The 25,536-nt window shown below is 68.8% G+C and carries 24 protein-coding genes; 7 read left to right on the forward strand and 17 right to left on the reverse strand.

All coding sequences use genetic code 11. The annotated features are described in order from the left end of the window. Window position 1 precedes the first annotated feature (1 nt). From WK25_RS26485 to WK25_RS26490, 3 genes are all read right to left on the reverse strand, one after another. Entirely contained in the window at window positions 2–334 is a 333-nt protein-coding gene (locus tag WK25_RS26485; RefSeq protein WP_040141227.1) for a hypothetical protein, read from the reverse strand. Window positions 335–1,165: 831 nt separating this feature from the next. Next, window positions 1,166–1,462 (reverse strand): hypothetical protein, encoded by a 297-nt coding sequence (locus WK25_RS31490; protein ID WP_156789113.1) that lies wholly within the window; start codon window positions 1,460–1,462, stop codon window positions 1,166–1,168. An 828-nt stretch (window positions 1,463–2,290) separates the two neighbouring features. Continuing rightward, complete coding sequence (locus WK25_RS26490) at window positions 2,291–3,217, reverse strand: AraC family transcriptional regulator (RefSeq protein WP_069243185.1); 927 nt, start codon at window positions 3,215–3,217, stop codon at window positions 2,291–2,293. Window positions 3,218–3,396: 179 nt separating this feature from the next. On the opposite strand from WK25_RS26490, the gene WK25_RS26495 reads away from it, so the two are divergent. From WK25_RS26495 to WK25_RS26525, 7 genes are all read left to right on the forward strand, one after another. Continuing rightward, window positions 3,397–3,858 carry a (2Fe-2S)-binding protein gene (locus WK25_RS26495; RefSeq protein ID WP_009692967.1) on the forward strand — a complete coding sequence of 154 codons (462 nt, stop codon included), beginning with the start codon at window positions 3,397–3,399 and terminating at the stop codon, window positions 3,856–3,858. A 2-nt stretch (window positions 3,859–3,860) separates the two neighbouring features. After that, the gene (locus tag WK25_RS26500) at window positions 3,861–6,071 is read left to right on the forward strand and encodes a xanthine dehydrogenase family protein molybdopterin-binding subunit (RefSeq protein ID WP_040140429.1); all 2,211 of its coding nucleotides are present in this window, start codon (window positions 3,861–3,863) and stop codon (window positions 6,069–6,071) included. 429 nt (window positions 6,072–6,500) lie between these two features. Continuing rightward, complete coding sequence (locus tag WK25_RS26505) at window positions 6,501–6,899, forward strand: winged helix-turn-helix domain-containing protein (RefSeq protein ID WP_040140431.1); 399 nt, start codon at window positions 6,501–6,503, stop codon at window positions 6,897–6,899. A 52-nt stretch (window positions 6,900–6,951) separates the two neighbouring features. Next, window positions 6,952–7,152: a hypothetical protein gene (locus WK25_RS26510; protein ID WP_069243186.1), complete on the forward strand. Its 201-nt coding sequence runs from the start codon at window positions 6,952–6,954 to the stop codon at window positions 7,150–7,152. Window positions 7,153–7,312: 160 nt separating this feature from the next. After that, complete coding sequence (sctQ, locus tag WK25_RS26515) at window positions 7,313–8,491, forward strand: type III secretion system cytoplasmic ring protein SctQ (RefSeq protein WP_069243187.1); 1,179 nt, start codon at window positions 7,313–7,315, stop codon at window positions 8,489–8,491. 3 nt (window positions 8,492–8,494) lie between these two features. Continuing rightward, window positions 8,495–9,169 carry a type III secretion system export apparatus subunit SctR gene (gene sctR / locus WK25_RS26520; protein WP_040140436.1) on the forward strand — a complete coding sequence of 225 codons (675 nt, stop codon included), beginning with the start codon at window positions 8,495–8,497 and terminating at the stop codon, window positions 9,167–9,169. Then, the gene (locus WK25_RS26525; protein ID WP_413464108.1) at window positions 9,166–9,960 is read left to right on the forward strand and encodes a lytic transglycosylase domain-containing protein; all 795 of its coding nucleotides are present in this window, start codon (window positions 9,166–9,168) and stop codon (window positions 9,958–9,960) included. Before sctR ends, WK25_RS26525 begins: the two co-directional genes overlap by 4 nt. A 41-nt stretch (window positions 9,961–10,001) precedes the next feature. On the opposite strand, the gene asnB is transcribed toward WK25_RS26525, so the two are convergent. The 14 genes from asnB to sctV all read right to left on the reverse strand — a co-directional run bounded on the left by asnB (window position 10,002) and on the right by sctV (window position 25,338). Then, window positions 10,002–11,969 carry an asparagine synthase (glutamine-hydrolyzing) gene (asnB, locus tag WK25_RS26530; RefSeq protein ID WP_069243188.1) on the reverse strand — a complete coding sequence of 656 codons (1,968 nt, stop codon included), beginning with the start codon at window positions 11,967–11,969 and terminating at the stop codon, window positions 10,002–10,004. Between the two features lie 274 nt (window positions 11,970–12,243). Next, window positions 12,244–13,275 (reverse strand): EscU/YscU/HrcU family type III secretion system export apparatus switch protein, encoded by a 1,032-nt coding sequence (locus WK25_RS26535; protein WP_069243189.1) that lies wholly within the window; start codon window positions 13,273–13,275, stop codon window positions 12,244–12,246. A gap of 27 nt (window positions 13,276–13,302) precedes the next feature. Next, window positions 13,303–14,112, reverse strand: coding sequence for a type III secretion system export apparatus subunit SctT (gene sctT, locus WK25_RS26540; RefSeq protein WP_040140443.1), 810 nt, complete (start codon window positions 14,110–14,112; stop codon window positions 13,303–13,305). Continuing rightward, window positions 14,106–14,834, reverse strand: coding sequence for a hypothetical protein (locus tag WK25_RS26545; protein WP_069243190.1), 729 nt, complete (start codon window positions 14,832–14,834; stop codon window positions 14,106–14,108). Before WK25_RS26545 ends, sctT begins: the two co-directional genes overlap by 7 nt. Then, the gene (gene sctN, locus WK25_RS26550) at window positions 14,827–16,212 is read right to left on the reverse strand and encodes a type III secretion system ATPase SctN (protein WP_040140447.1); all 1,386 of its coding nucleotides are present in this window, start codon (window positions 16,210–16,212) and stop codon (window positions 14,827–14,829) included. The genes WK25_RS26545 and sctN overlap by 8 nt, the downstream gene beginning before the upstream one ends. Then, window positions 16,209–16,838 carry a type III secretion system stator protein SctL gene (gene sctL / locus WK25_RS26555; RefSeq protein WP_040140449.1) on the reverse strand — a complete coding sequence of 210 codons (630 nt, stop codon included), beginning with the start codon at window positions 16,836–16,838 and terminating at the stop codon, window positions 16,209–16,211. The genes sctN and sctL overlap by 4 nt, the downstream gene beginning before the upstream one ends. Further along, on the reverse strand, window positions 16,820–17,560 hold the full coding sequence (locus WK25_RS26560) for a SctK family type III secretion system sorting platform protein (RefSeq protein ID WP_059544362.1): 741 nt from the start codon (window positions 17,558–17,560) through the stop codon (window positions 16,820–16,822). Before WK25_RS26560 ends, sctL begins: the two co-directional genes overlap by 19 nt. After that, window positions 17,557–18,447, reverse strand: a complete 891-nt coding sequence (gene sctJ / locus WK25_RS26565) for a type III secretion system inner membrane ring lipoprotein SctJ (protein ID WP_069243191.1) — start codon at window positions 18,445–18,447, stop codon at window positions 17,557–17,559. The genes WK25_RS26560 and sctJ overlap by 4 nt, the downstream gene beginning before the upstream one ends. 53 nt (window positions 18,448–18,500) lie before the next feature. Beyond that, complete coding sequence (locus WK25_RS26570; protein WP_040141231.1) at window positions 18,501–18,980, reverse strand: hypothetical protein; 480 nt, start codon at window positions 18,978–18,980, stop codon at window positions 18,501–18,503. Between the two features lie 124 nt (window positions 18,981–19,104). Further along, entirely contained in the window at window positions 19,105–19,326 is a 222-nt protein-coding gene (locus tag WK25_RS26575) for a hypothetical protein (protein WP_040141234.1), read from the reverse strand. A 145-nt stretch (window positions 19,327–19,471) separates the two neighbouring features. Further along, entirely contained in the window at window positions 19,472–20,830 is a 1,359-nt protein-coding gene (gene sctD / locus WK25_RS26580) for a type III secretion system inner membrane ring subunit SctD (protein WP_069243192.1), read from the reverse strand. Continuing rightward, entirely contained in the window at window positions 20,811–22,850 is a 2,040-nt protein-coding gene (sctC, locus tag WK25_RS26585) for a type III secretion system outer membrane ring subunit SctC (protein ID WP_069243193.1), read from the reverse strand. Before sctC ends, sctD begins: the two co-directional genes overlap by 20 nt. Further along, window positions 22,850–23,128, reverse strand: a complete 279-nt coding sequence (sctS, locus tag WK25_RS26590) for a type III secretion system export apparatus subunit SctS (RefSeq protein WP_040140459.1) — start codon at window positions 23,126–23,128, stop codon at window positions 22,850–22,852. The genes sctC and sctS overlap by 1 nt, the downstream gene beginning before the upstream one ends. Continuing rightward, window positions 23,125–25,338: a type III secretion system export apparatus subunit SctV gene (sctV, locus tag WK25_RS26595; protein ID WP_059544565.1), complete on the reverse strand. Its 2,214-nt coding sequence runs from the start codon at window positions 25,336–25,338 to the stop codon at window positions 23,125–23,127. The genes sctS and sctV overlap by 4 nt, the downstream gene beginning before the upstream one ends. Window positions 25,339–25,536 lie beyond the last annotated feature (198 nt).

Below are 25,536 nucleotides of genomic sequence, written 5' to 3' on the forward strand. Positions count from 1 at the left end.
CTTAGTAGTGGTAGTTGTACATCGTCCAGCCGGTCGAGCCGGCATTCGCGCCGCTGGACCCGCCGGCTTGCGCGCCACCGAAGCCGAAGCCGCTGACAGTCGACGTCTGCGTATGGTTCGTGTACGACATCGAACCGCTGCTGCCGCCGCCGGCCGTCGCGCCTGCCGCGCCGAGTCCCGAACCCGAATCGGTCGCGGTGAAGTGACCGAACCCGACGACCCCGGCCATGGTCTGGCCGCCGCTCGACGAGTTGCTGGTCGAAACCGTGCCGCTCGCTGCGAACGCTGCACCCGAGACCGCCATCACTGCTGCTGCAATCAGAAGCTTCTTCATGGTCGACTCCATAACGGCGTGGACGGAACAAGCGAGGAAAGCTGCACGCCTTCAACTTTCCTGCCCTGAGCAATCCCGTCAAATGAGGATCACTATCTAATTTAAAAAAACCGCCTCACGACAAATCATGATCCCCGGAATTTTTCTTACCGGATCAATTCCATTTTCACTCAATTATCTTTATGAACTTTCAAGACGCTTTTCCACGTCTCGAAGAAATCCGCTCGATAATCAAAAACCAAATACCGGCCACAACCGGATCCAGGCAATCGCCATTCCAGTTTATTTTTCCCCGATATGTAGCGTCACGACATACGGACGCGCCGCATCAGCTTCAGCGAGCTGAAAATGCGAAAAGTGATTACGCACCGAAAATGCAGGCTGCTTGAAACAGTGTCGCTATCGCACCGATAACGGCTCCGCACTCCGGTCTGGCGGCATCGCCTCTCCCCAAGCTACCGATGAAAGACACTCCGGAACGTCCGGCCCACGGGCGTTCGATCTAATTCGCCCGGCGCCGTGCAATACCCGGCGCGATGGAAACACGCTTGCACGGCAAAAGACCGATTCGCGTCGAACTGCTCGGCACAAGCAGCAGAGCCCATCCGGATGTATTGAAAGAAGGCGAGCACCGCTGTCGGTCGGTTGTCGCACGAAACGACAATCGCTTCAGCGTGTGCAATGCGCGAATGCGCGGAACCCCGCGATAACGAGCCCGCGATGCTGGCACTGCATCGCGAGTCATGCCCCCAGTTGTCCAACTCCCCCAACGGGGCGCGCAGCATGCGCGGATCAGCTGACTGCTTGTGGTCTTCATCGCCGTATCCCCGACTACTTATTGACGAAATGGCCGCCCCCCATCTTTCGTTGCATCAGGTCGACCGTTCGCCGGTGCGTCCAATAACGCAAGCGGCATGCCATGGTCGATTCCACCAACGGTTGCCCGTACCCTCGCGCCCGCAATACCGCTCGAATTGCCGGAAACGTAATTTTTTGTTTCAGGAATGTATCGCGACAACGGCGGCCGACATGCGGCGATCCCCAAATACCGCGCAGCAGTCCCGCGAAAAGCCCGACGAATGCGTAATTCGGCGGAGCACGGAGCGGGATGGCAAACAGGTGTTTCATGATTGAGAAGTGCACCGTCGCGCCGCGCGGCCCGGGGCTGTGGCATGCATGCGGCGATCGCCCGTAACGGCCTGTTTGTAGCGACTGCCGCGCGCAAACCGGCGGGCGCGGCGCGCCCGATACGGCAGGCCCCACGGCAATCCCCGAATGTGCGTGCCGGCTCCCGGCGAAACGCATTTGATTCATCCGTGAAAATACCGAGGGGATCACGCATCCAATGCCAATGCAAACGCACGGCGAGAATCGGTAAATGCGACCATGCGGCCGAAGCTTTCTTGCAGTCCCGCGGTCAAAAAGACGGCGCCACGCTCGACGCACGCCCTTTCAATACGCTCTGTCGAGGATCACCGCCTTCATTCAATTGGCCGACATTTCGCACGAGCAACCACTTCGCTTGAATGCCTGAATGGCTACCGTCCGGCCCGATGCGACACTCGCCGGAAACATTTCCGACACGATATCGGCCGCGAATCTCATCGTTGAAACACGAGGGTGAACGCGCAATCCGTGCCGGCAATACGGCGCGTGGCGATTTTTTATGCGCGCTTCGCCCCGTCGATTCGCATCGATGAAGCCAATCGACGGATCCGCCGGCCGCCTTCGGGATACGTGCATGAAACCGAAGTGCGGCCGCCTCGACGCTGCGCGCGCCGCTGTGCGGTTTGCGCCCGCAAGAACGGGGATGGCACGCGAATTGTGGGTGTCGCGATTCCGGCCGCCGGCGCGGCGCGCCCGAAAAAACGCGCGATCGCATCGATACACCGGCCCGGCCGAATCACGCCGCGCGTGCCACCGACGACGTTCATCCCGGCATGCGCGGCACCGCGCTCACGTGCCGAGCAGCTCCTTCTTGCGCAGATGCACGACATCGCGCATCGGCGGCGCGCCGAACAGCCGGCTGTATTCGCGGCTGAATTGCGACGCGCTCTCGTAGCCGACGGTCGCGGCCACCGAGCCGACGTCGCCGCCTTGCCGCAGCAACAGACGCCGCGCCTCGTGCAGCCGCAGTTGCTTCTGGTATTGCAGCGGGCTCAGCGTCGTCACGTGCTTGAAGTGATGGTGCAGCGACGACACGCTCATGTTGACCGCCTGCGCGAGCGTCTCGACCCGCATCGGCTCCGCGTAGTGATCGCGGATCCATTCGATCGCGCGCGCAATCCGGTGCGTCTGGCTGCCGGCGACGGCCATGTGGCGCAGCCGTGTGCCCTGCCCGCTCGTCATCAGCCGGTACAGCAGCTCCTTTTCGATCAGCGGCGCGACGACCGGAATATCCGCCGGCGTATCGAGCAGACGCACCAGCCGCAGCGCGGCATCGAGCAGCGGCGGCGTGAGCTCGCCAACCGCGATCCCCTCGCCTTCGGGGCCGGCATCGGGCTCCGGCAGCCGCATTTCCGCCGCGAGCTCGACGATGCGTTGGAGGTCGAGCGTCAGCGTCAGGCACAGGTACGGCTCGGCCGGCGATGCCTGCGTGACGCGCGAGAGGATCGGCAAGTCGATCGACGTAATCAGGCAATGCTGCGCATCGTATTCGTACGCATGGCCGGCGACGATCACGCGCTTTGCGCCCTGCGCGGCGATGACGAGCGCCGCGCGCGACACGCCGCAGCCGAGATCGACCGGATGCGTATGGCGGTGCAGCATCAGCGCGGGTACCGCGGTCGCGTGGGAGCCGTCCGCGGGCGCGAAACGGGAGATCAGCGACGCCAGTTCGCGCCGCCCGGATTCGCGCGATGCCGCGATATCGGTCATGTCCATGGCGGGTTCCTCGCTTCGTTTCCGTGAATCGCCGGAGCATAGCGAAACGCCCGGCGCCGTGCCGGGGATTTGCAGGATTGTTCAATAAATTTGCAGGATTGGGTAGACGCAAAAGCGGACGTGTCGCGCACACTCGCGGCTATCCTGGCGCATGCCGGGTTTTCCCCACGGAGACAACAATGCCCACCACGTTTGTCCTGAACGGCAAGAGCGTCACGCTCGACGCCGATCCGTCGATGCCCGTTCTCTGGGCGATCCGCGAACACGCGGGGCTGACCGGCACGAAATTCGGCTGCGGCATGGCGCAGTGCGGCGCGTGCACCGTTCACCTCGAGGGCCAGGCCGTCCGCTCGTGCGTGCTGCCGCTCGCGGGAATCGCGGGCAAGCACGTCACGACCATCGAAGGGCTGCAGAGCAAGCCGGCGCAGGCCGTCCAGGCCGCGTGGGTAAAGCTGCAGGTGCCGCAATGCGGCTATTGCCAGTCCGGCCAGATCATGTCGGCCACCGCGCTGCTCGAGCAAAACCCGAAACCGACCGACGCGGACATCGACGCCGCGATGAACGGCAACCTGTGCCGCTGTGCGACCTACGCCCGCATCCGGGCCGCGATCCACGACGCGGCCGCAACGCTGGGAGCCTGACCATGACGATCGAACTCGACAATGCCGGTTCGGTGCGTACGTCGCGCCGCACGTTCCTGAAGGCCGCGGGTGCCGCGGCCGCCGTCAGCCTGACGATCGGCTTCGAATGGGCGGGCCTCGGCCGCCGCGCGCTCGCCGCGACTGCTCCGGCTACGGACTTCGCACCGAACGCATTCCTGCGCATCACGCCCGACGGCGCAGTCACGGTCATCGCGAAGCACGTCGAGATGGGCCAGGGGGCGTACACCGGCATCGCGACGATCGTCGCCGAAGAACTCGACGCCGACTGGTCGAGCGTGCGCGTCGAAAGCGCACCGGCCGACGCGAAACGATACGCGAATCTCGCGTTCGGCACGATGCAGGGCACGGGCGGCAGCTCGGCGATGTCGAACTCGTGGCAGCAATTGCGGGAAGCCGGCGGCAAGGCGCGCGCGATGCTCGTGTCGGCTGCGGCCGCACGCTGGAAGGTGCCGGCCGGCGAGTTGACCACCGACAAAGGCGTCGTCACGCACGCGAAGACCGGCAAGACCGCGGCCTACGGCACGCTCGTCGCCGATGCGTCGAAGCTGCCGGTGCCCGACAAGGTCACGCTGAAGCAGCCGGCGGACTTCAAGCTGATCGGCCATCGCATTGCGCGCGTCGACGCGTCGGCGAAGTCGAACGGCACCGCGCATTTCACGCTCGACACCACGTTCCCCGGGATGCGCGTCGCGCTGCTGCAGCGCCCGCCGCGCTTCGGCGCGACGGTCAAGTCGTTCGACGCGACCGCCGCGAAGGCGGTGCCGGGCGTGGTGGCGGTCGTGCAGGTGCCGCAAGGCGTCGCCGTCGTCGCGACCGGCTTCTGGGCCGCGAAACAGGGCCGCGATGCGCTGAAGGTCGACTGGGACGAAACGCACGCCGAACGGCGCAGCTCGGACGAGCTCATGCGCGAATACCGGGCGCTCGCCGCGAAGCCCGGCGCGTCGGCTCGCAAGGACGGCGATGCCGACGCGGCGATCGCGGGTGCTGCCCGCAAGATCAGCGCGACGTACGAATTCCCGTATCTGGCGCACGCACCGATGGAGCCGCTCGACGCGGTGGTGAAGCTCACCGCGAACGGTTGCGAGATCTGGGCCGGCGACCAGTTCCAGACGGTCGACCAGGGCAACGCGGCGAAGGTCGCGGGCCTGAAGCCCGAGCAGGTGCAGATCCACACGCTTTACGCGGGCGGCAGCTTCGGGCGGCGCGCGAACGCATGGTCCGACTACGTGGTCGAGGCCGTGTCGATCGCGAAGGCGCTCGGCGCGGACGGCACGCCGGTGAAGCTGCAGTGGACGCGCGAGGACGACATCCAGGGCGGTTTCTATCGCCCGATGTACTTCCACAAACTCGACGCAGGGCTTACCGCGGACGGCCGGCTGGTCGGCTGGCGTCACCGGATCGTCGGCCAGTCGATCCTCGCCGGCACGCCGTTCGAGGCGTTCATGGTGAAGAACGGGATCGACGCGACGTCGGTCGAAGGCGCGGCGAACCTGCCGTATGCAGTGCCGAACGTGTCGGTCGAACTGACGACCACCAAGGTCGGTCTGCCGGTGCTGTGGTGGCGTGTAGTCGGCAGCTCGCACACCGCGTATGCGGTCGAGGCGTTCATCGACGAAGCCGCGCATGCAGCGGGCAAGGATCCGTACCTGTTCCGCCGCGACCTGCTCGCGAAGGAGCCGCGCATGCGCGCGGTGCTCGAGCTCGCCGCGCAGAAGGCCGGCTGGGATCCGGCCAAGCCGCTGCCGAAGGGACGCGGGCGCGGAATCGCAGTAGCCGAGGCGTTCAAGAGCTACGTCGCGCAGGTCGCGGAAGTGTCGGTGGACGCGGACGGCAAGGTGAAGGTCGAGCGCGTGGTGTGCGCGGTCGACTGCGGGATCGCGATCAACCCGGACATCGTCGCCGCGCAGATGGAAGGCGGCATCGGCTTCGGGCTCGGCGCGGCGCTGCACAGCGCGATCACGCTGAAGGACGGCCAGGTCGAGCAGCGCAACTTCGACGGCTACCACGTGTTGCGGATGGCCGAAATGCCGAAGGTCGAGGTCCATATCGTGCCGTCGGCGGAAGCGCCGACCGGTGTCGGCGAGCCGGGCGTCGCGCCGATCGGGCCGGCGGTGGCGAACGCGATCTTCGCCGCGACCGGCAAGCGGCATTACGTGCTGCCGTTCGATTCGGGCGACAGCGCGAAGGCGTGACGGGCGCAACGCGATACGCCGGGCCGGCCGCGTAACGGGAACGTTGCGCGGCCGGCCTTTTATTCCGCTGCGGCGCGTTCCCCGCGTGCCATGTTGCGGACGGTCGCTCGTCCGTGCCCGACTTCCGGCCCCAGGCCCGGGAACAGGAAACGCGGACGACAGTTTGCCGCAGCGTCTCCACGGCCCGGATTGCCGGGCGTTACGCCGGCCGTAACGTTCGCATCGATGCTACGTAACAATCCTTAAAACTTGGGCCGGCCGCCGCGACCTGCGGCGCCCCTGCCCCGCGTTAAAAATTCTTTTAGATTCAACGCTGGCGCGCCATCCGCCCAGCCGGCTCCCACTCCCGCCCGCCCGCCCCCGCATCCTGGCCCGGAAGTTGCAGTACATGACCCGCAAACACTCCTTTACGGACATGCGAGGGCCAACATGGATTGCAAATACCTGTACATCGACAACATAAAAATCAACTTCGTGCGCCGCACGATCGAAATCGACAACAAGGTCGTCGACGTCACGCCGCGCGAATTCGACGTCGTCGAATTCCTGCTCGACAACATGAACAAGATCGTGCCGCGGCAAGCGATCCAGGAAGCGGTGTGGGGCCGCGAGCTCGGCGTGTCGTCGCGCACGCTCGACACCCATATCTCGCGCATCCGCTCGAAGCTGCAACTCGATTTCGACAAGAACATGCGGATCATCCCGATCTATGCAGTCGGCTACCGGCTCGTGCTGTTCGGCGCGGCGATGACGCACGTCGAGCGCCACGATGCGGCGCCGCTGCTGCGCACCGCGCCGCAGCCGACGTTGACCGCCGACTACGCGTGACGCATAGCGGCTTGCCCGCCGCCGCCAGCGCGCAGCACGCCGGTTAGCCGTCGTGGCCGCGCTGCGCGAGCGCGGCGCGGCCCTGCGTGCGGGCGCCGCGCCGCTCGACCACGAACGCCGCCGCCAGGCGGCGTTTGCCTTGGTGGCGGCCGAATGCGCACGCACGCGGCCGCTGGCGGCGATGCGGCCCGACGCCGCTGCGCGCTCTGCGCTGCCGTCGCCCCGCCTTACCACCCCGCAACTGCCTTCGTAGCTGGCCGGCACCCGCGCTGCCGCGCAAACCGCACGACTACGGATTCCGGCGCGGCACGCGAGCGGCGCCGTCCCTACAATCGACGCAGCAGCCGCGCGCAACCCGCGCCGCCGGCCACAACAATCCGTCGAACCAACGCCGAATCCGCCCTGATCCCGCCGTGCCTGCGCTGCCCCTGACGAATGCCGACGCCGGCGACGCCGCGAACCGCGCGCCGCCCGCCGCTGCCGCCCCGGCCGCCGTCTCGCCCGCACCGGCGACGGCAGCGGTCGCGCTCGACGCGTCGCCGTATCTGCCGCGTCTGTCCGCCGCCGCCGCGCGCGGGCTGTCGCATGCGTACGGCGCGACGGCCGCCGTGCCGGTCACGCTGGGCGAACACGCGTACGAAGTACGCTGGCGCGTCGACGCAGAGCCGGCCGCCGACGCGCGCGCATACCGTTTCGTGGTCGGCCCGGCCGCGGGCACGCTGTGGATCGATCCGGTCGCGGAAAGCGAGTGGCTCGGCGACGCCGCCGATCCGGCCGTGCCGGCCGTCATCCGCGCGGCGCTGCTCGCCGATCTCGCCGCGCCGCTCGCGGCCGTGCTCCAGGCGGCGACGCGGCAGCGCGTGGAACTGCTGCCGCCGCCGGCGAGCGCACCCGCGTCGCCCACCGCGCCCGCCGCGCTGCGCTTCGAGCTGCGCCGCACCGACGGCGCATGGCGCTGCCACGGCGCGTTGCTGTTCGACGCGCCGGATGCGCTCGCGGTGTTTTTCGCGACGCCGCCGGCCGCGCGCCCCGACACGCACACCGCGTACGCGAGCCTGCCGGTGCCGCTCGTGTTCGAGATCGGCCGGACCGAGCTGACGATGGCCGAGCTCGCCGACGTCGTCGGCGGCGACATCATCGCGATCGAGCGCTGGCGTGCGCACGAGCAGAACCTGCTGTGCATCGCGCGACTGCCCGCCGCGCCGGCCTGGGAAATCACCGGACGGCCGTCGGGCGCCCGACTGACCGTCGAACGAATCAGGGAGATGCCTTTGGAACCGACCCGCAACGACACCCCGCCCACGACCGCGACCGCGAACGCGCACGACGCGCCGGCGGACGATGCGCCGCGCTCGCTCGACGGCCTCGCAGTCGACCTGCGTTTCGAGTTGCCGCCCACGTCGATCCCGCTCGGCGAACTCGGCACGTTGCAGCCGGGCGCCGTGATCGAGCTGCAGCAAGGAATCAACCAGAGCGCGATCCATCTCGTCGCGAACGGGATGCTGATCGGCACCGGCCATCTGATCGCGGTCGGCCAGAAGCTCGGCGTGCGCGTCGTCACGCTGACGCAACCCGCGCCGCGCGAGCGCTGAACGATGGGCAACCTGCCGAATCCGGTCGCGCTGATCGCGGTGATCGCCGCGCTCGGCATCGCGCCGTTCGCGGCACTGATGGTGACGAGCTATACGAAGCTCGTCGTCGTGCTCGGCCTGTTGCGCTCGGCGCTCGGGATCCAGCAGGTGCCGCCGAATCTCGTGCTGAACGGCATCGCGCTGATCCTGTCGCTGTTCATCATGGCGCCGGTCGGAATGTCGATCCGCGACGCGCTGCAGGCGCGCCACTTCGACGCGTCGGGACAACTGTCGACCGCCGATATCGGCGCGCTCGCCGATGCCGCGCTGCCGCCTATCAAGGATTTCCTCGTGTCGCATACGCGGCAGCGCGATCGCGAATTCTTCGTCCGCACGGCGACGTCGGTGTGGCCGAAGAACCGCGCCGACGGCATCAAGGACGACGATCTGCTCGTGCTGGTGCCGAGCTTCACGCTCGCCGAGCTGACCAAGGCGTTCCAGATCGGTTTCGTGATCTACATCGTGTTCATCGTCGTCGACCTGCTGGTCGCCAACATTCTGCTTGCATTAGGGATGCAGATGATCTCGCCCACGACGATCTCGGTGCCGTTCAAGCTGCTGCTGTTCGTCGCGCTCGACGGCTGGTCGCTGCTCGTGCACGGGCTCGTGCTGTCGTATCGGGTCGCAGGAGCCGGATGATGCGCGCAAGCGTTCTGCTGCGAACCGCCGCCTCGTGCGCGTGCGCGCTGGCCGCGCTCACGCTCGCATTCGCGCAGCACGGGCTCGCTCATGCGGCCGGCAGCGCCGCGGGTTTCGTGCAGCTTGCGCGCGCGTGCGCGCCGAATGTCGATGCCGATACGCTCGCCGCGCTCGTGCGCACCGAATCCGGTTTCAATCCGTATGCGATCGGCGTGGTCGGCGGCCACCTGACGCGCCAGCCGGCGTCGCTCGACGAGGCGCGCGCGACCGCGCGCGAACTCGCGGCGCACGGCTTCAGCTACAGCGTCGGGCTCGCGCAGGTAAACGAACGCAATTTCGCGAAGTACGGCCTCGATGAAACGACGATGTTCGAACCGTGCCGCAACCTCAACGCCGGCGGAGCGATCCTGACCGAATGCTTCGCACGGTCGTCGACTACAGGCCGCCCCGCGCAGGCCGCATTGCGCGCGGCGCTGTCGTGCTACTACAGCGGCAACTTCACGACGGGTTTCTCGAGCGGCTATGTGAGCCGCGTCGTCGCGAGCGCGCAGCGCAACGCGCGCGAAGGCGGCGTCGAGCCGATACCGGTGGTGCGCGACGTGCCGCCGCCCGCGCGGCAGCGGCGCATGGACGCAGCCGCGACCACCCCGCCCGAGCGCGTGCGCAGGCTGCCGTCGCCGTCGGCCTCCGCCGACGCACCGTCATGCCACGCGCGTCCGGTCGTGATGATGTGCCGCGGCTTGTCGGCAAGCCAGGCGAAGCGGCTGTGCGTGCGGTGTCTCGATCAGTGAGCGCCGACGCGGCGCCCTCCTGACGTACGCGTCATTCCGCTTCACGCCGCACGCTGCCCGTCCAGCCACGCCTGGAACATCAGCACCGTCCACAGCTGGTGCTGCCAGTTCATCCGGCCCGTCTGGTGCTGGCGCCACAGCCGCTCGACCGCGGCCGCGTCGAAGAAGCCCTCGTCGCGCAGCCGCGACGGCTGCAGCAGCGCGTCGGCCCAGTCGCGCAACGCGCCGCGCAACCAGTGATCGACCGGTGCGCAGAAGCCCTGCTTCGGCCGGTCGATCAGCGACGACGGCACGTACCGGTCCAGCAGCCGGCGCAGCAGCGCCTTCGATTGCCCTTCCGGCAAACGCACCGACGCAGGCACGCGCCACGCGAATTCGACGACGTGATGGTCGAGGAACGGCATGCGCGTCTCGAGGCTCACTGCCATTGCCGCGCGGTCGACTTTCGCGAGGATGTCGGTCGGCAGGTACGTGAGCGTGTCGATCGCCATCGCCTGCTCGGCGAAGCTCAGGTTCGCGGGCCATGCGGACGCCGTATCGAGCGGCGTCGGCGGTTCCTTGCCGGCGAGCGCGATGCGCTCCGGATGATGCACCGACGACATCAGCAGCCGGTACAAGCCGATCCGGCTCTCGGCCGTCATCACGTGGCCGAGCTTGTGCAGCCGGTCGCCGATGCGGGAGGCCGAATCGCGCGCTTCCACGCCGCTCCACGCGCCCTGTGCGACCGCCGCGAGCTGATCCGCATGATCGGGCCGCAGCGCGTGCAGCGCGGCGGCGATCCGCGCACGCACGGCTGCCGGCACGCGATGCAGCTTGCGCCACAGGCGCGGCGTCAGGAAGTAGCGCGTGTAGCCGCCGAACAGCTCGTCGCCGCCGTCGCCGGACAGGCTCACCTTCACGTGCCGGCGCGTCAGCTCCGACACGAGGAAGGTCGGAATCTGCGACGCATCGGCAAACGGTTCGTCGTAGATGGCCGGCAGTTTCGGCACGACGTCGAGTGCGTGGCCCGCCGTCACGTACAGCTCGGTATGCCGCGTGCCGAGATGGCGCGCGACCGCCTTCGCGTAGCCGGCCTCGTCGTAGCCGGCCTCGTGAAAGCCGATCGTGAACGTATCCACCGGAGTGGCCGACTGCGCCTGCATCAGCGCGACGATCGCCGACGAATCGATGCCGCCCGACAGGAACGCGCCGAGCGGCACGTCGGCTTGCATTTGCCGCGCGACCGCCTGGCGCAGGATCGCGTCGAGCTGCCCGACGGCGTCGTCGGCGCTGCCGTCGAACGGCCGTTCGCGCCCCGCTTCGATCGTCTCCGCGAGCGTCCAGTACGCGCGCACGCGCGGCGTGTCGCGCGCGTGTTCGAACTGGATGAAAGTGCCTGGCGGCAGCTTGCTGATCCCGCGATAGATCGTGTGCGGCGCGGGCACGCTCGACTGCCGCAGGTACAGGCACAGCGCGTCGCGATCGATCGCGCCGTCGAAGCCCGGATAGCCGCGCAGCGCCTTCAGCTCCGACGCGAACACGAGTGCGTCGCCGATCCGCCCGTAGTAGAGCGGCTTTTCGCCGATCCGGTCGCGCGCGAGCGTCAACACCCGCGACGACCGGTTCCACAGCGCGAACGCGAACATGCCGGTTGCGCGCCGCAACGCCGCGTCGATGCCCCACGCGGCGATCGCCGCGATCAGCACCTCGGTGTCGGAATGGCCGCGCCACGCCGGTGCGCGACCCGCGCGCTCCAGCTCCGCACGCAATTCGCGGTGGTTATAGATTTCGCCGTTGAAGACCATGACGTAACGGCCGCACGCGGACGCCATCGGCTGCCGGCCGTGCACCGACAGGTCGACGATCGCGAGCCGCCGGTGCCCGAGCGCGATGCCGGCTTCGGGGTCGACCCAAAGGCCCTGCGCATCCGGCCCGCGATGCGCGAGGCTCGCCGTCATTCGCGCGAGCGTGGCGCGCGCTGTCTCCTCATCGAAGGCGACGCTATTCAGAAAGCCGTCGATTCCGCACATTGATATGTCCCGCCCTGTTGACCTGTTCCGTCAGGTGCGGCGCAACCTCGCGGCCGGCCGTCAGGCTGACGGTCGAGCCATATTACGAAGAAATAAATCAGCAATAATTCACGGGTGAACGACGCCGAGGACCGGAAAAAAAACCGCGTCAAGCGGCTGGCGTACCGTACGACGAAAGCAGCACGGGCGCGCTTCGACACGCGCCGATCCGACCCCGTTCGCTTCGGTGATCGCGGTCGCGGCAACCGATGGCGCGGCGATCGACGGCATGCGGCTACCGGCCGCCGGTCGCCCACTTCAGCAACTGCGCGACCTCGCGGAAATGCTGCTGCTGAATCGTGCCCTTTTCCGGCGTGCTGTCGTACAGCGCCTGCGCGAGGCCCGGGTTCGCGAGCGTCGGGCGCAGCGCGTCGCGCGCCAGTTTCACGATCCGCTCGGCCGCCTCGCCCTCGCCGCGCGCGAGCACCCACGGCAGCGTGCCGATCCCGCCGTAATAAAGCGCCACCGCGACGCTCGACGAATAGACGACCACCGACGCGAAACCGATCCGGTCCGGCAGCGACGAGAATTGCGCTTCGCGCGCGAGCTGCCGGCGCTTCGCCTGGATATGCGGATCGCCCTCGTCTTCCTTGTGCTCGCGCCGCACTTCGTCGATCGACATCTTCATCTTCTGGTTGAACTCGTGGCGCTGATGCACGATGTCGATCAGCGCCATCACGATATAGACCAGCGCGGCCCAGCCGAACAGCAGCATCAGCAGCTTCACGATGAGCGCGAGGATCGACATCGGCCGCGTGAAGCCCGACTGCACCGCCGGGTCGAGCGACGCGACGATCAGCCAGCCGAGCGTCGCGGCCAGCAGAACGGTCTTCAGCAGCATCTTCGCGAGATTCACGAGGTTGCGCATCGACCACATGTTCTTCAGCCCCTCGGCGGGGTTGAGCCGCGACAGTTGCGGCACGAGGCGGCTCCACGCCATCACGCCGCCCACCTGCACGAAGCCCGCGAGCACCCCGGCCAGCAGCCCCGCCGCGATGATCTGCGCGGACAGCATCGTCCAGTCGCGCGCGGCGCCATCGATCAGCACCGCGAGCCGCGCGGAAGGATCCGCGGCCCCCGCCGTGTCGAACACGAGCCGGAACAGCGCCTGCAGCCGCGCGAACAGCGCGCCGAGCCCGACCGCGAGCGCGACGCACACACCGACGAAGAACGCGGACGAGATCGTCTCCGCACTCTTCGGTACATCGCCTTTCTCGCGCGCCTCGCGCAGGCGCTTCGCGGTGGGTTTCTGGTCCTTTTCGGCCATGGATGCTCGTCCGGATCACGCGTGCGGTCAGGGGCCGCCATGCGCGGCGAACAGCGCACGCAGCAGCGCCATCAGCCCGCTGTCGGGACTCAGCAACGCATGCAGCGACGCATAGACGACCGGCAGAAACAGCACCATCATCAGCACCGCGAGCGCGCTCTTCAGCGGCTGCGAGAACACGAAGATGTTCAGTTGCGGCACCGCGCGCCCGACCAGGCCGATGCCGAGTTCGACCAGCACCAGCACGATGACCACGGGCGCGGCGAGCTTCACCATCCAGTCGAAGATCGTGTCGGTCTGTCGCACGACGAAGGTTTGCAGCATCGACGAGAAATCCGGCCCGAGCGAGCCGATCGGCCACCACGCATACGACTGCGCGAACAGTTGCACGAGCGCCTGCAGGCCGCCCGCAGTGACGAACAGTGCGATCGCGACGAAATTGAGGAAGCCCGACGTCGGTCCGCCCTCGTGCCCGCCCATCGGATCGAAGAACGCGGCGCTGCCGCTGCCGGTCTGGAAATCGATCAGATAGCCGACGCCCTGGATCGCGAACAGCACCGCGCTGAACGCGCCGGCGAGCAGCATGCCGACCACCGCCTCCTTCGCGACCAGCAGGCACCACATCAGGAACGGCAGCGCGGCGACCTGGGCGGGGTCGATTACCGGCGCGACGAACGCGGCGATGACGACCGCGATGCCGTTGCGCACGAGGCCGGTGATGATCTGCTCGTTGAACACCGGCACCACGAACATGATCGGCAGCAGGCGCGGCATCACGTAGAGCAACGGTCGCAGCGTGCCGGCGATGTCGTTGAAGTTCGCCGCGTGGTCTAGCATCGGCGCTCCGCGGCAGCGGGTGCGGCAGCGGCAGCTGTATCGTCCGCAGGCGCGCTTGCCGAGATCGCAGCGGCCTCGGCCGTAGGCGCGGTTGCTGCGGCCTGCGCGTTCGAGTCCGTCGCTGACGCCTCATGTGGCGCGCCCGCCTCTACCGCATTTCCCGACATCTCCGCATCGAATGCGGCGGCCAGGCCGGCGGACGACGACGCGCCGTCCGCATCGCCCGCCCACACACCGGCCGTCGCGAAACGCCGCACCGCATGCGCGTCCGCGACTTCATCGGCGTCGCGCTCGACCCGCGCGGCACGCGCGTGCAACGCTTTCTCGCCCGCCTTGTCGAGCTTGTCCTCGGCGGCCTTCGCCTTGCGCGCGGCGCGCTGCAAGCCGGCCAGCGTCGCTTCGTGATCGCGATGCACGTGCGCGGCCTCGCTGACCGACGCGTTCGCGACACCGATATGGCGATCGAACGTACGCGTATCGGCCGCCGCGTTCTGCAGCGCGCGCGCCTCGCGCACGTCGCCGGCGAGCCGCGTCTGGATGGCGGCCTTCGCGGCAACCTGCTGCGCGAGCTGCGCGTGCGCGGCGTCGAGCGCGCGGCGGCTCTGCGCGGCGATGCCCTGCTGGCGCGCGGCGGCGACGCGCGCGATCTGGCTGCGCATCTCGCGCACGCGCTTCAGGCGTGCGAGGGTCGCGAGCACCAGGCGGTCGTCGGCTTCAGACATGATCGTTCGCGAGTTTCGTCAGTTTCGCGAGCAGCGCGTCGAAGCGCACGTCCTCGCGAGCCCCCTGCGCGCAGAACGCGCCGATCGCATCGCGCGCGCGCAGCGCGAGATCGCCGAGCCGGTCGCTGCCTTCGCGATACTCGCCGATCTGCACGAGCAGCTCGATCTCCTGGTATTTCGCGATCAGCTCGCGCACGCGCGCGGCCGACTGCTGGTGCGCGCGGCTCGCGACAAGCGGCATCACGCGCGACAGGCTCGCGAGCACGTCGATCGCCGGATAACGGTTCGCGAGCGCGATCTTGCGCGACAGCACGATATGTCCGTCGAGTATCGAGCGCACCTCCTCGGCGATCGGATCGGATTCCTCATCGCCTTCGACGAGAACCGTGTACAGCGCGGTGATCGAACCGGTCGCGCCCTGCCCCGCGCGTTCGAGCAGACGCGGCAGCACCGCGAACGTCGACGGCGGAAAGCTGCGTCGCGTCGGCGGCTCGCCGCTCGCCAGACCGACTTCGCGCTGCGCGCGCGCAAAGCGCGTCAGCGAGTCGACCAGCAGCAGCACGCGCTTGCCTGCATCGCGGAAATGCTCGGCGATCGCGGTGGCCACGAGCGCGGACTTCACGCGCTCCATCGCCGGGCGGTCGGACGTCGACACGACGACGATCGACCGCGCGCGCACGTCGGGCGACAGGCTGTGCTCGATGAACTCGCGCACTTCGCGGCCGCGCTCGCCGACCAGCGCGATCACGTTCACGTCGGCCTGCGCGCCGCGCGCGATCATCCCGAGCAGCGTGCTCTTGCCGACGCCGGACGGCGCGAAGATGCCCACGCGCTGTCCGACGCCCAGCGTCATCAGGCCGTCGATCACGCGCACACCGGTCGGGAACGGCGTGTCGATCATCTTGCGCGCGAGCGGATTCGGTGGGTCCTGCTGCGTCGACACCCACGCGGCGCCGGTCACGGGCCCGCGATCGTCGAGCGGCCGGCCGAGGCCGTCGAGCACCCGGCCGAACAGCGCATCGCCGACCGGAAACACATGCTCGCGTCCGGACGGCACGACGCTCGTCTCCGGCGACAGGCCCGCAACGTCGCCGAGCGGCGTCAGCAACGTGGTCTGCCGCGAGAAGCCGACCACTTCGGCAAGCAGCGTCGGCTGGTTCGGCGTACGCAGCTCGCAGATCTCGCCGAGCCGCGCGCGAATGCCGGTCGCGTTCAATATCTGGCCGACCGCGTGATTGACGCGGCCCTGCACCGACACCGGCGAAAAGAACGCAAGCCCCGCATCGAGATCGCCGACGAGCCGGCCGCGATCGAACTGCGCGGCATCGTCGTCGCGTTCGCCGCCGATCGGCTGCGGATCGTCGAGCGGCGCGTTCATCGCGTCGTGCCCTTCAGCGCGTCGCGGCGAATCGCGTGGCGCAGCGCGTCGATCTGCAGGTCGAGGCTCGCGTCGATGCGCCCGGACGGCGTCTCGACCGTGCACGCGTGATGCTCGAGCTGCGCATCTTCGACGATGCGGATGCGTTGCCGGTTCGACTGCCCGGCGAACGCGCGTTCGAGCGCGTCGCGCATTTCGTCCTCGCGGCCGGGTGCGACGCGCACGATCAGAAACGCTTCGTCGCGCACGAGCGGCGCGATCCGCGCAAGCGCGGCCTCGTACAGCTTCTGCGCGCTCATGTCGCCGACGATCGCACGCACGGCCTTCACGACGATGTCGGCCATCGCGTCCTTCATCGACTCCATCGTGCGCGCGGCGGCGAGCGCCTGTGTATAGGCCTGCGCAGCATGCTCGCGCTGCGCGCGGCGCATCCCTTCGTCATAGCCGGCCGCCTGCCGCTTGTCGAATTCGCGTTGCGCGTCGGCGACGATGCGCGCGGCCTCGTCGCGCGCGGTTGCGATCACCGCCGACGCATCGAGCAGCGCCGCGTATTCGCGCTCCTTGAGCACCTTGCGCTCCGACAGCAGCTGCAGGTTGTCGCTCGTGATCAGAAAAGCCAGTCCCATGATGCGAGCCTCTCGGGAATCAGAAACAGGAACAGCAATTCGCCGAACTGGTCGCGCTGCGCGCGATTCAGCCAGTACGGCGCTTCGTCGTCGATCGCGCGGTTGAATTTCAGGCGCACGCGCCGCGCGACCGCGTCGCCCGCCACGCCGATGAAATCCGCCAGCAGCCGTCCGCCGCGCGCGCGGATCACGACCGGCAGCGCGGCCGGGTCGGCTCGCCACGGTTCGAGCGTGTCGGCAAGCGCGCCGAATTCGGGCGCGCGCTCGAGCGCAAGCTCCAGCGCGTCGCCGCCGAGCTTCGCCGCGACTTCTGCGCGAATGCGCCGCGCGCCGAGCGCATCGCGCAGCCAGCCGCGATGCAGCAGCAGCCCGGCATACGACGCGAGCTGCTCGAGCGCCGCGCCCGGCAACAACGCGAGCCGCGCGCACGGATTCGCGACGTCGAAGTCGTGATGGTCGGCCACACCGTTCACGTCGAGCAGATGGCGCGCGAGCAGCTTGCGTCCGGCCGGGCCGAACGCGTCGGGCGAGCGGTAACGCGCGGGCCATTCGGCGGGCACGCGTGTCACGTGCAGATAGCGGTCGGGCCGCAAGTTGAATTCGCACACGAGCGCGTGAAACGCTGCGCGCCGCGCGGCAGGCGGCGCTGCGACCGGTTGCAGCCACGGCAGCGGCGCCGCGTCGGGTGCGGCGCCCGGCGGCGGCGTGGAGGCATCGTTCATGCGCCGTCGCGCGCGCCGTCCGGCGTGCGCAGGCTGCTGCCGCCCGACTGCGCGGCGGGGCCGCCGGCGCCGTTGCCGCCGCGCGGCGCGGCCCTGACCAGGCCGGCCAGCCGCGCGCCGAACATGCCGCGCCGCGCGGCCGACAGCGCGATTACCGCGCAGGTGAGCAGGATCAGCGCAAACACCAGCCAGCCGAGCGGCGAGCGCAGCCGCACCATGTCCGACACCGCGCTGCCGATCCCGTCGACGCGCGTCGTGCTCGCGGCGGCCGGCTGCAGGAACAGCGACACGTTGTCGTACTGCAGCCCTTCGATGCTGTGCGCGACGAGATCCTTGACCATCGGCGCCATCGCCCGCAGGTCCACACCCGGCCGGTAGCGGATGTACACGGCCGCCGACGACGGCTTGATCTTGTCCGCGAGCGGATCGTTCTCCGGAATCACGACCTGCACGCGCGCGACCACCACGCCCTCGATGTCCTGCAGCGTGCGCGACAGGTCCTGCGATACGCCGTACAGGTAGCGCACGCGCTCCTCGGCCGGCGTCGACACGAGCCCCTGCTTCTGGAACAGCTCGCCGAGGCTCGCATAGCTCGGCTTCGGCAGCCCGTTCGCGTGCAGCACGGTCAGCGCCGACTGCATGTCGCCGTCCGCGACGCTCACTTGCCACGCGTTGCGATCCGACGTGTCGCGCGCGTCGTTGTCCTTCGACGCGCTGATGCCCGCATCGCCGAGCACGGCGATCATCTGGTTCGCGTCGCGCTCGGACAGGCCGGAGTAAAGCTCCTTCTGGCAGCCGGCCAGCAGCGCGAGCAGCCCCGCGAGCAGCGCACGCGCGGCCCGGCTGCGCCACGCATGCATGCGCGGCGTCGAATCGATCGTCGTCATCGTTTGTCCGCTTCAGGGTGCGCGGCCGATAGCGGCACACGCACCGGCTTTCGTCACTCCTGCGTCTTCAGCACGGTGTGCGTGAAGCCGTTCGCCGCCTGCGCGACCGACAGGCTCAACTGGTATTCGGAAATCGTGGTGGTCGCCGTCCACTGGAAGTCCATCGCCTGCACCATCGTCATCAGCGGATCGCTGCGGTTGTCCGCCATCGACGTCAGCATCTCGGTGCGATGCTTGTCGATGTTCGCGTATCGCGTGTCGAGATCGTTGCCGTACGTGCGCAACCGCTCGACGAGCGACGACTGGTTGGCCTGCGCGGGCGTCATCTGCACCGCCGGCGCCGCATCGGCCGCCGCACGCGACATCGCAACACCGGACGCCGACGGCGACGTCGCCGCCGGCGACGCGCCCGGCTGCATCAGCGCATCGAACTGGCGCACCTGCGCCGGATCGGACGCCGTGCCCGCCTGCTGCGCGGCGCCCGCGAGCGCGGCCGCGCCCGGCGGCGCCGCGCCTACGCCTGTTACCGACATGATCGTGTCCTCCTTGACCGGCAGAGCCGGAAACGAGCCGGCCGACACGCGCCCGCGCCCGGCCGGGCGCCCGTTACGGGCGGCCCGGGCCTGCGGCGGCGCGCGGCGCGGCCGGCGACCGGCGTCATGCGCGGCCGGCGGAACTCAGGTGTTGCGCAACCTGGGCATTCGCCGTCCCCTCCTGCGCGGTCACTGCGTTGCTGGTTTCGAACGTCGCGGTCGACTGCTGGACCTGGAAGTTGATCTTCGTCAGTTCGAGCTGCGTCTTGGTCAGGTCGTCCGCCTGTTGCTGGACCTGGGTCGTGTCGTTTGGACCACCCGTGCTACCGGCTGCTGAGGCACCCATGTTTCGCTCCTTTTGCGTGAAGAACGTCATCCACTTTCCGGCGGCGGCCCCATGCCCCGCCGGCGACGTGACGCGTCGCATGCATGCGGCGTGTCGCGTAATGCGCGCACCGCGCGACGCGCGATGCGCAAATCCTGTCGCCGCGCTAGTGCGCGGCCTCCTTCGATGCGCGAGCCGCCACGGCGGCCGACGCCGCCGGCGCAGCGGGCAGCAGCGTCGGCCCCGGCACCGGCTGCGCGACGCCTGCCGCAGCACCGCTCGCGAGCGGCGCCACGGGCGGCGCCGGCGCCTGTTCCGGTGCGTGCGCGGACGCGCCGCCGAGCGGCATCGTGATGCGCTGGCCGTTGCGCTCGAACACGACCTCGTCCGGGCCGATCGACACGACGGTCGGCCCTTCCTTCAGCCGCGCGCCTTCGAAGTAGCGGCTGCCGTCGACCGTCTCGATGTAGCGCTGATCGCCGTCGCCGGCGAAGACGGTCGTGATCTCCGGAATTCCGGCGACACCGCCGAGCGTCGTGGCCGTGCGCGGCGAAGCCGCATCGGCGTCGCGCACGTGATCGACCACTTCGAGCGCGGGACGCGCGTCCTTCATGTAGTTGCGGATCCGCGGCTCGATCTGCGCGCGATCGGCAGCGCCCGTCAGCTCGATCCGGCCGCGGCCGAGATACGTCACCGTCAGCGCCGTGTCGCTGAAATAGGTCTGCGCGGTCGCGACCAGATCGCTGACCACGTACACGTTGCCGAGCGCCGCGTTGTCGACGCCCGCGACGATCTGCGCGACGCGCTCGCGCGCGGCCGGGTCGCTCACGTAGCCCGACACGATCACGCCGTCGTCGCGCGGCGCGGCCGCGAGCTCCGGATACGCATGCAGCAGTTGCTGCAGCCGGTGCGTGCGCGCGAGCACCGATTCGTGCTGCCACGGCAGCCGCCCCGACCACGCGACGAAGCCGTACCCAAGTGCGCCGAGCAGCACGCCCATCCACAGCGCGACGACCGCGATCACCAGCCGCCGGCTGCCGAGCTTGCGCAGCCCGCCCGTGAGCCAGCCGAGCCATGCAGCCTCGCGCGCGGCGTCCGGCGCGTCGGCTTCGTCGGGCACCGCGACGCTCGCCTGCGCGTGCCGCGCGATGCCGAGCTTGATCGAGCCGACCGTCACGACATCCTGCGGCGTCATCGAGCGGCGGCCCAGGCCGAGCGGTTCGTCGTTGAACAGCACCGGCGCACTGCCGTCGCCGCCGTGGTTCTGCACCGTCACCGCGAGCGCGCCGACCTGCAGGCATACCTGCTTTGCGCCGATCTCGCGATCGGGCAGGATCACTTCGCAATCGGCCGCAGTGCCGACCCAGTTCGCGCCGCGCGCGAGCGACATCGTGCGGCCGTACATCGGACCGCTGAGAAAGCACAGATTCCACGGCGACGCGAGCGCGGCCGACCCGCCGCCCGCGCTCGCCGCGCCGCCGGTGAGTGCGCCGTCGCCGTGCGGATCAATGATGGTCGTCGACATGGGTTGGCGCTCCTGCGGTCGTCGCCGCCGGCTGCGACGCCGCGTCGTTCGGCGGCGGCAGCGCGGGCGGCCCGAACTTCGTGCCGGGCAACGGCTTCGGCGTCAGCGGCACCGCGATGTCGTTGTCCGGCGGACGATACATCGACATCGCGTTCGGATCGGCCGGCGCGTCGACGCCCGGATTCACGGGCGAGCCGTCCGGCGCGTACATCGACGCCGTCGTCACCACGCGGGGCGTCAGCAGATAGAACCGCTCCATGTGGTTGCCCGATTTGTCGGTGTACTTGAACAGGTTGCCGATCAGCGGGATGTCGGACAGCCACGGCACGCCGCTCTTGTTCAGCCGCACCTCGTCGTCGTTGAAGCCGGCGATCAGGAGGCTCTTGCCTTCGTCGATCATCGTCTTCGTGACGATGTTGCGCTGCTGGATCACCGGCACATTCGACACGGCCTGCCCGGGCACGATGTTGCCGTCCTGGATGTCGATCGACATCATCACGCTCTGCGCATTGCCGGATACGGCCGCCGCGTTGCGGATCGCTTCGTCGACGATCATCGGCGTCACCTTGATGCTCGTGCCGGTCGTCACACTGTACAGCGACGAATCCTGGTAGCCGGGCACCTGCACGTAGAACTGCGTGAGGTTCTCGAGAATCGCCTCGGTGTTGTCGAGCGCGAGCACCTTCGGCTTCGAGCGCAGCTGCGCCTGTCCTTTCTGCGCGAGCGCATTCACGCGCGTAAGCAGGTAGTTGCGCAGCGAGCCGCCGATCGACGCGGTCAGCGCGATGCCGGTCGGCATGAAGCTGCCGGTCTGGCCCGTTTCCGACGTGCCGATGCCGAACGTCAGCGGCGGGTTGCCGGCACCGTTGTACTGCGTGTTGCCGTTCAGCGGGTTCTGGCCGTTGCCGATCTGCACGTCGCCGTGCGTCGTGTGCAGCCGCCAGTCGATCCCGAGGCTGTCGAGCGAATCCTCGTTGATGTCGATGATCGTCACGTTGATCTCGACGATGCGCGGGCGCTCGTCGAGCTGATTGATCAAAGACTGGTACCGGTACATGTTCTCGGGCAGGTCGCGCACGATCACCGCGTTGATCGCCGGATCGGCGACGATCTGCGGCAGCGTGTCGCCGCCGCCTGCGTTCGAGAACGGCGAGAAGCCGCCGGCCCCGCCGTCCGCGCCGCCATAGCCGCCCTGCCGCGGGCCGCCCGACATGTCGGGGAAATCGAGCCGCGGCACCGCGATCGTCAGGCCCGAACCGAGCTTCACCTGACGCGCGGCCTGCCCGAGCGGCGTGCTCGACGGCAATTCGCCGGCGCCGCCGCCCTTGCCGAACAGCCGGCGCAGGATCGTCGCGACGCCCGGCACCGTCACTTCCTTGCCCGAGCGGTTGATCGTGAAGTCGGAAGCCCAGCCGTACTTGAGCCGGAACGCGCGGATGTCCGCATGCGCGCCGTTCGCCGACGGATCGCCGACCGAGCCGACCGCCTGCCGCACGAGTTCGACGTACCGGCGCGGGCCGGCCACGTACACGCCGTTCGCGCGATCGTTGATCACGAGTGTGTATCGCTTGTCGGGAATCTGCATCGCCTGCAGCGTGCGGCCGATCTCGCCCGCCGCGTTCGGCGGAATCGGGATCATCTGCGTCTGCGACTGGTCGGCCGGATCGACGTACAGGAACGAACCGTCGTAGTACCACGTGAGCCCGTAGGTCGAGCAGATCGTGTCGAGCGTCTGCTGCGGCGTGCCCGAGAAGCGCCCGCTGATCACGCCGTCGACCTTCGGGTCGACCACGGCCGTCACGCCTTGCGACGACGCGAGCTCGCGAATGAAGTCGCCGATCTTCTTGCCGTTCGCGACGATCGTAAACGGCTTGTTGCGCCAGCGCAGGTCGGCCGCGCGCGCCGGCTGCGCGGCCGTCATGCACAGCGACGCCGTGAGCAGCGCGGTCGCACACATCGCGAGCGCGACCCGCTGCAGGCGGCGCGGTTGAAACCGGATCGGGGCGACGCGTCGACGCATCAAAGGACTCCTGTGGAAGAAACGAACATGCGTTCCAGCGCCTGCTGCGCGAAGCGCAGCACCTCGCTGCCAAGCCAGCCCGACAGCAGCACGAGCGAGACCATCACGGCGATCAGCCGCACCGCAATGCCGATGTTGGCGTCCTGTACCTGCGTGACGGCCTGCAGAATCGCGACGACGAGGCCGGTGACGGTCGCAATCAGCACGATCGGCAGCGACAGCAGCAGCACGAGCATCAGCGCCTGGCGGGTCAGGTCGAGAATCGTCGAGCTCGTCATTGCACGGCTCCCGGCGTGCGCACGCCGGCGCCCGCGCCGAGCGTGCCGTCGTCCGGCGGGTTCTTCACCCAGCCGACCGTATGCAGTTGCACGTCCTCCTCGACTTCCTGGTACGACAGCACCGCGAGATCGGGCAGCACCGGCTGCAGGATCGTCTTCACGTAGCGGCGCGCGCCGAGCGCGACCATCACCGCGAGCCGCGGCGCGCCTTGCGGATGGCCGTGGCCGCCGGCGCCCGCCGCGGGCGCGGCCGTCGCGGCCTGCACGATCGCGCGCACCTGTTCGCCGATGTCCTGCTTGATCGCGCTCGACAGCGCGAGGAAATTGCCCTGCTTCGTGCGCATCACCGCGTTCTCGATCCGCTCCTGCAGGTTCTGTTCGAACAGCACGACGCGCAGCTGCCGCGCCGCGCCCGCGTGGCGGTCGGTGATCATCCGGCGCAGGTCGACGCGCACCAGCTCGACCAGCGCGATCACGTCGTCCGGCTCGTTCGGCGCCCACGTGATCAGGCTTTCGAAGATCACGCGCAGGTTGCGGATCGGCACCTGCTCGGCGAGCAGCCTGCGCAGCACCTCGGTCACGCGCTGCAGCGGCACGAGCCGCGTCAGCTCGCCGACGAGTTCAGGATGCTCGCGGCGCACCAGGTGCACGAGCGCCTGCGTCTCCTGGATGCCGATCAGCTCGTCGGCGTGCTGGCGCACGATTTGCTCCACATGCGCGGCGAGCGCGCCTTCGCTCGTCAGCCACTTGCCTTCGGGCGCCGGGCCGTCGGGCTTGATCCACAGCGCGGTCGCGAACGGGCCGAACGCTTCGGCCGGCTGGCGCTCCGCGCGCTCCGGCAGCGGCGCGACGCCGTCCCACAGCAGCCAGCCCGGCTTCAGCGCGCCGTGCGCGGCGAGCACGTCCTGCAGATAGATGCGGTACGTGCCGGCCGGCGCGCCGTCGTCGTCGGTCAGCGTGATGCGCGGAAACACCGTGCCGATATCCGCGTCGACGCGCGCCTTCGCGCTCGACAGCGCGCTCTGCAGCTGCGCGAGGTTCAGCGTCGTGCGCAGGTCTTCCGACAGCGATACCGCAATCAGCGACGTGACGCCCGCCGCATGCGACACCTTCGCGGGCTGCGCGTCGTCGGTCGCGCCGACGCGGCCTGCGATATGAATCAGGTTGAAGGTGGGCGCGGTCGTCTTGCGCTTGAGCTGCGTGAACGCGAACGCGCCGAGCCCGAGCGCGATCAGCGCGAACGACCATTTCGGAAAACCCGGCACGACGAGGAAGCCGGCCAGCACCAGCGCCGCAATCAGCAGCGCGCGCGGATGCGCGCCGAGCTGCTCGCCCAGCTGTTCGCCGAGCTGGCGCTGCCGCGTGTCGCGCGTCGCGACCCGCGTCGTCACGATGCCGGCGGCGATCGAGACGAGCAGCGACGGAATCTGCGACGCCATGCCGTCGCCGACCGTCAGGATCGCGTAGCGCTGCAGCGCGTCGCCGATATCCATCCCGTGCATCAGCGTACCGACCGCAATCCCTGCGACGATGTTGATGAACGCGATCACGAGCCCGGCGATCGCGTCGCCCTTCACGAACTTCATCGCGCCGTCCATCGCGCCGTGCATCTGCGATTCCTGCTCGAGCTTCTCGCGGCGCTCGCGCGCTTCGTCGGCGCTGATGATCCCCGCGCGCAAGTCCGCATCGATGCTCATCTGCTTGCCAGGCATCGCGTCGAGCGAGAAGCGCGCGCCGACTTCGGCGACCCGCTCCGACCCCTTCGCGATCACGATGAACTGCACGACGGCGATCACCAGGAACACCACGCCGCCCACGACGACGTTGTTGCCGACCACCAGCCGGCCGAATGCGTCGATCACGTGGCCCGCGTTCGCATGCAGCAGAATCAGCTTGCACGACGCGATGTTCAGCGCGAGCCGGAACAGCGTGGTGAACAGCAGCAGCGCCGGAAACGACGAGAAGCTGACCGCCGACGGCACGTACGTCGACACCGTCAGCAGCACGACGCTTGCGGCGAGATTCAGCGAGATCATTCCGTCGAGCGCGGCCTGCGGCAGCGGCAGGATGAACAGCGCGACCACGGACACGATGAACGCGGCAAGGAACAGGTCCGCACGCGGCGACGCCCCGAGACGCCGCCCGGACACGCTCCGGCCCGCGGAAAAAATCCGCTGCCAGTCGCGGGGAAGCGCCTTCGGTTCAGCCATCGTGCCGTCGTCCTGTCGTTGCCGCCGGCGGACACGGGCGGTCATGCCCCGCGTCGCGCGGACCGTTGAATGCGACGAGTGTAGCGACGCGAAACCGCGCAAGAACGGGCGTACCTCGTAGCGCCGCGGCGGTTTTCGTATGACGATCGGACTGGACTACGAAACCCGGCGGCGTGTCGTTGCGCCGTTGTCCGGAAC

The sequence above is a fragment of the Burkholderia latens genome, assembly GCF_001718795.1.
In the GTDB taxonomy this organism is placed as follows: Bacteria; Pseudomonadota; Gammaproteobacteria; order Burkholderiales; family Burkholderiaceae; genus Burkholderia; species Burkholderia latens_A.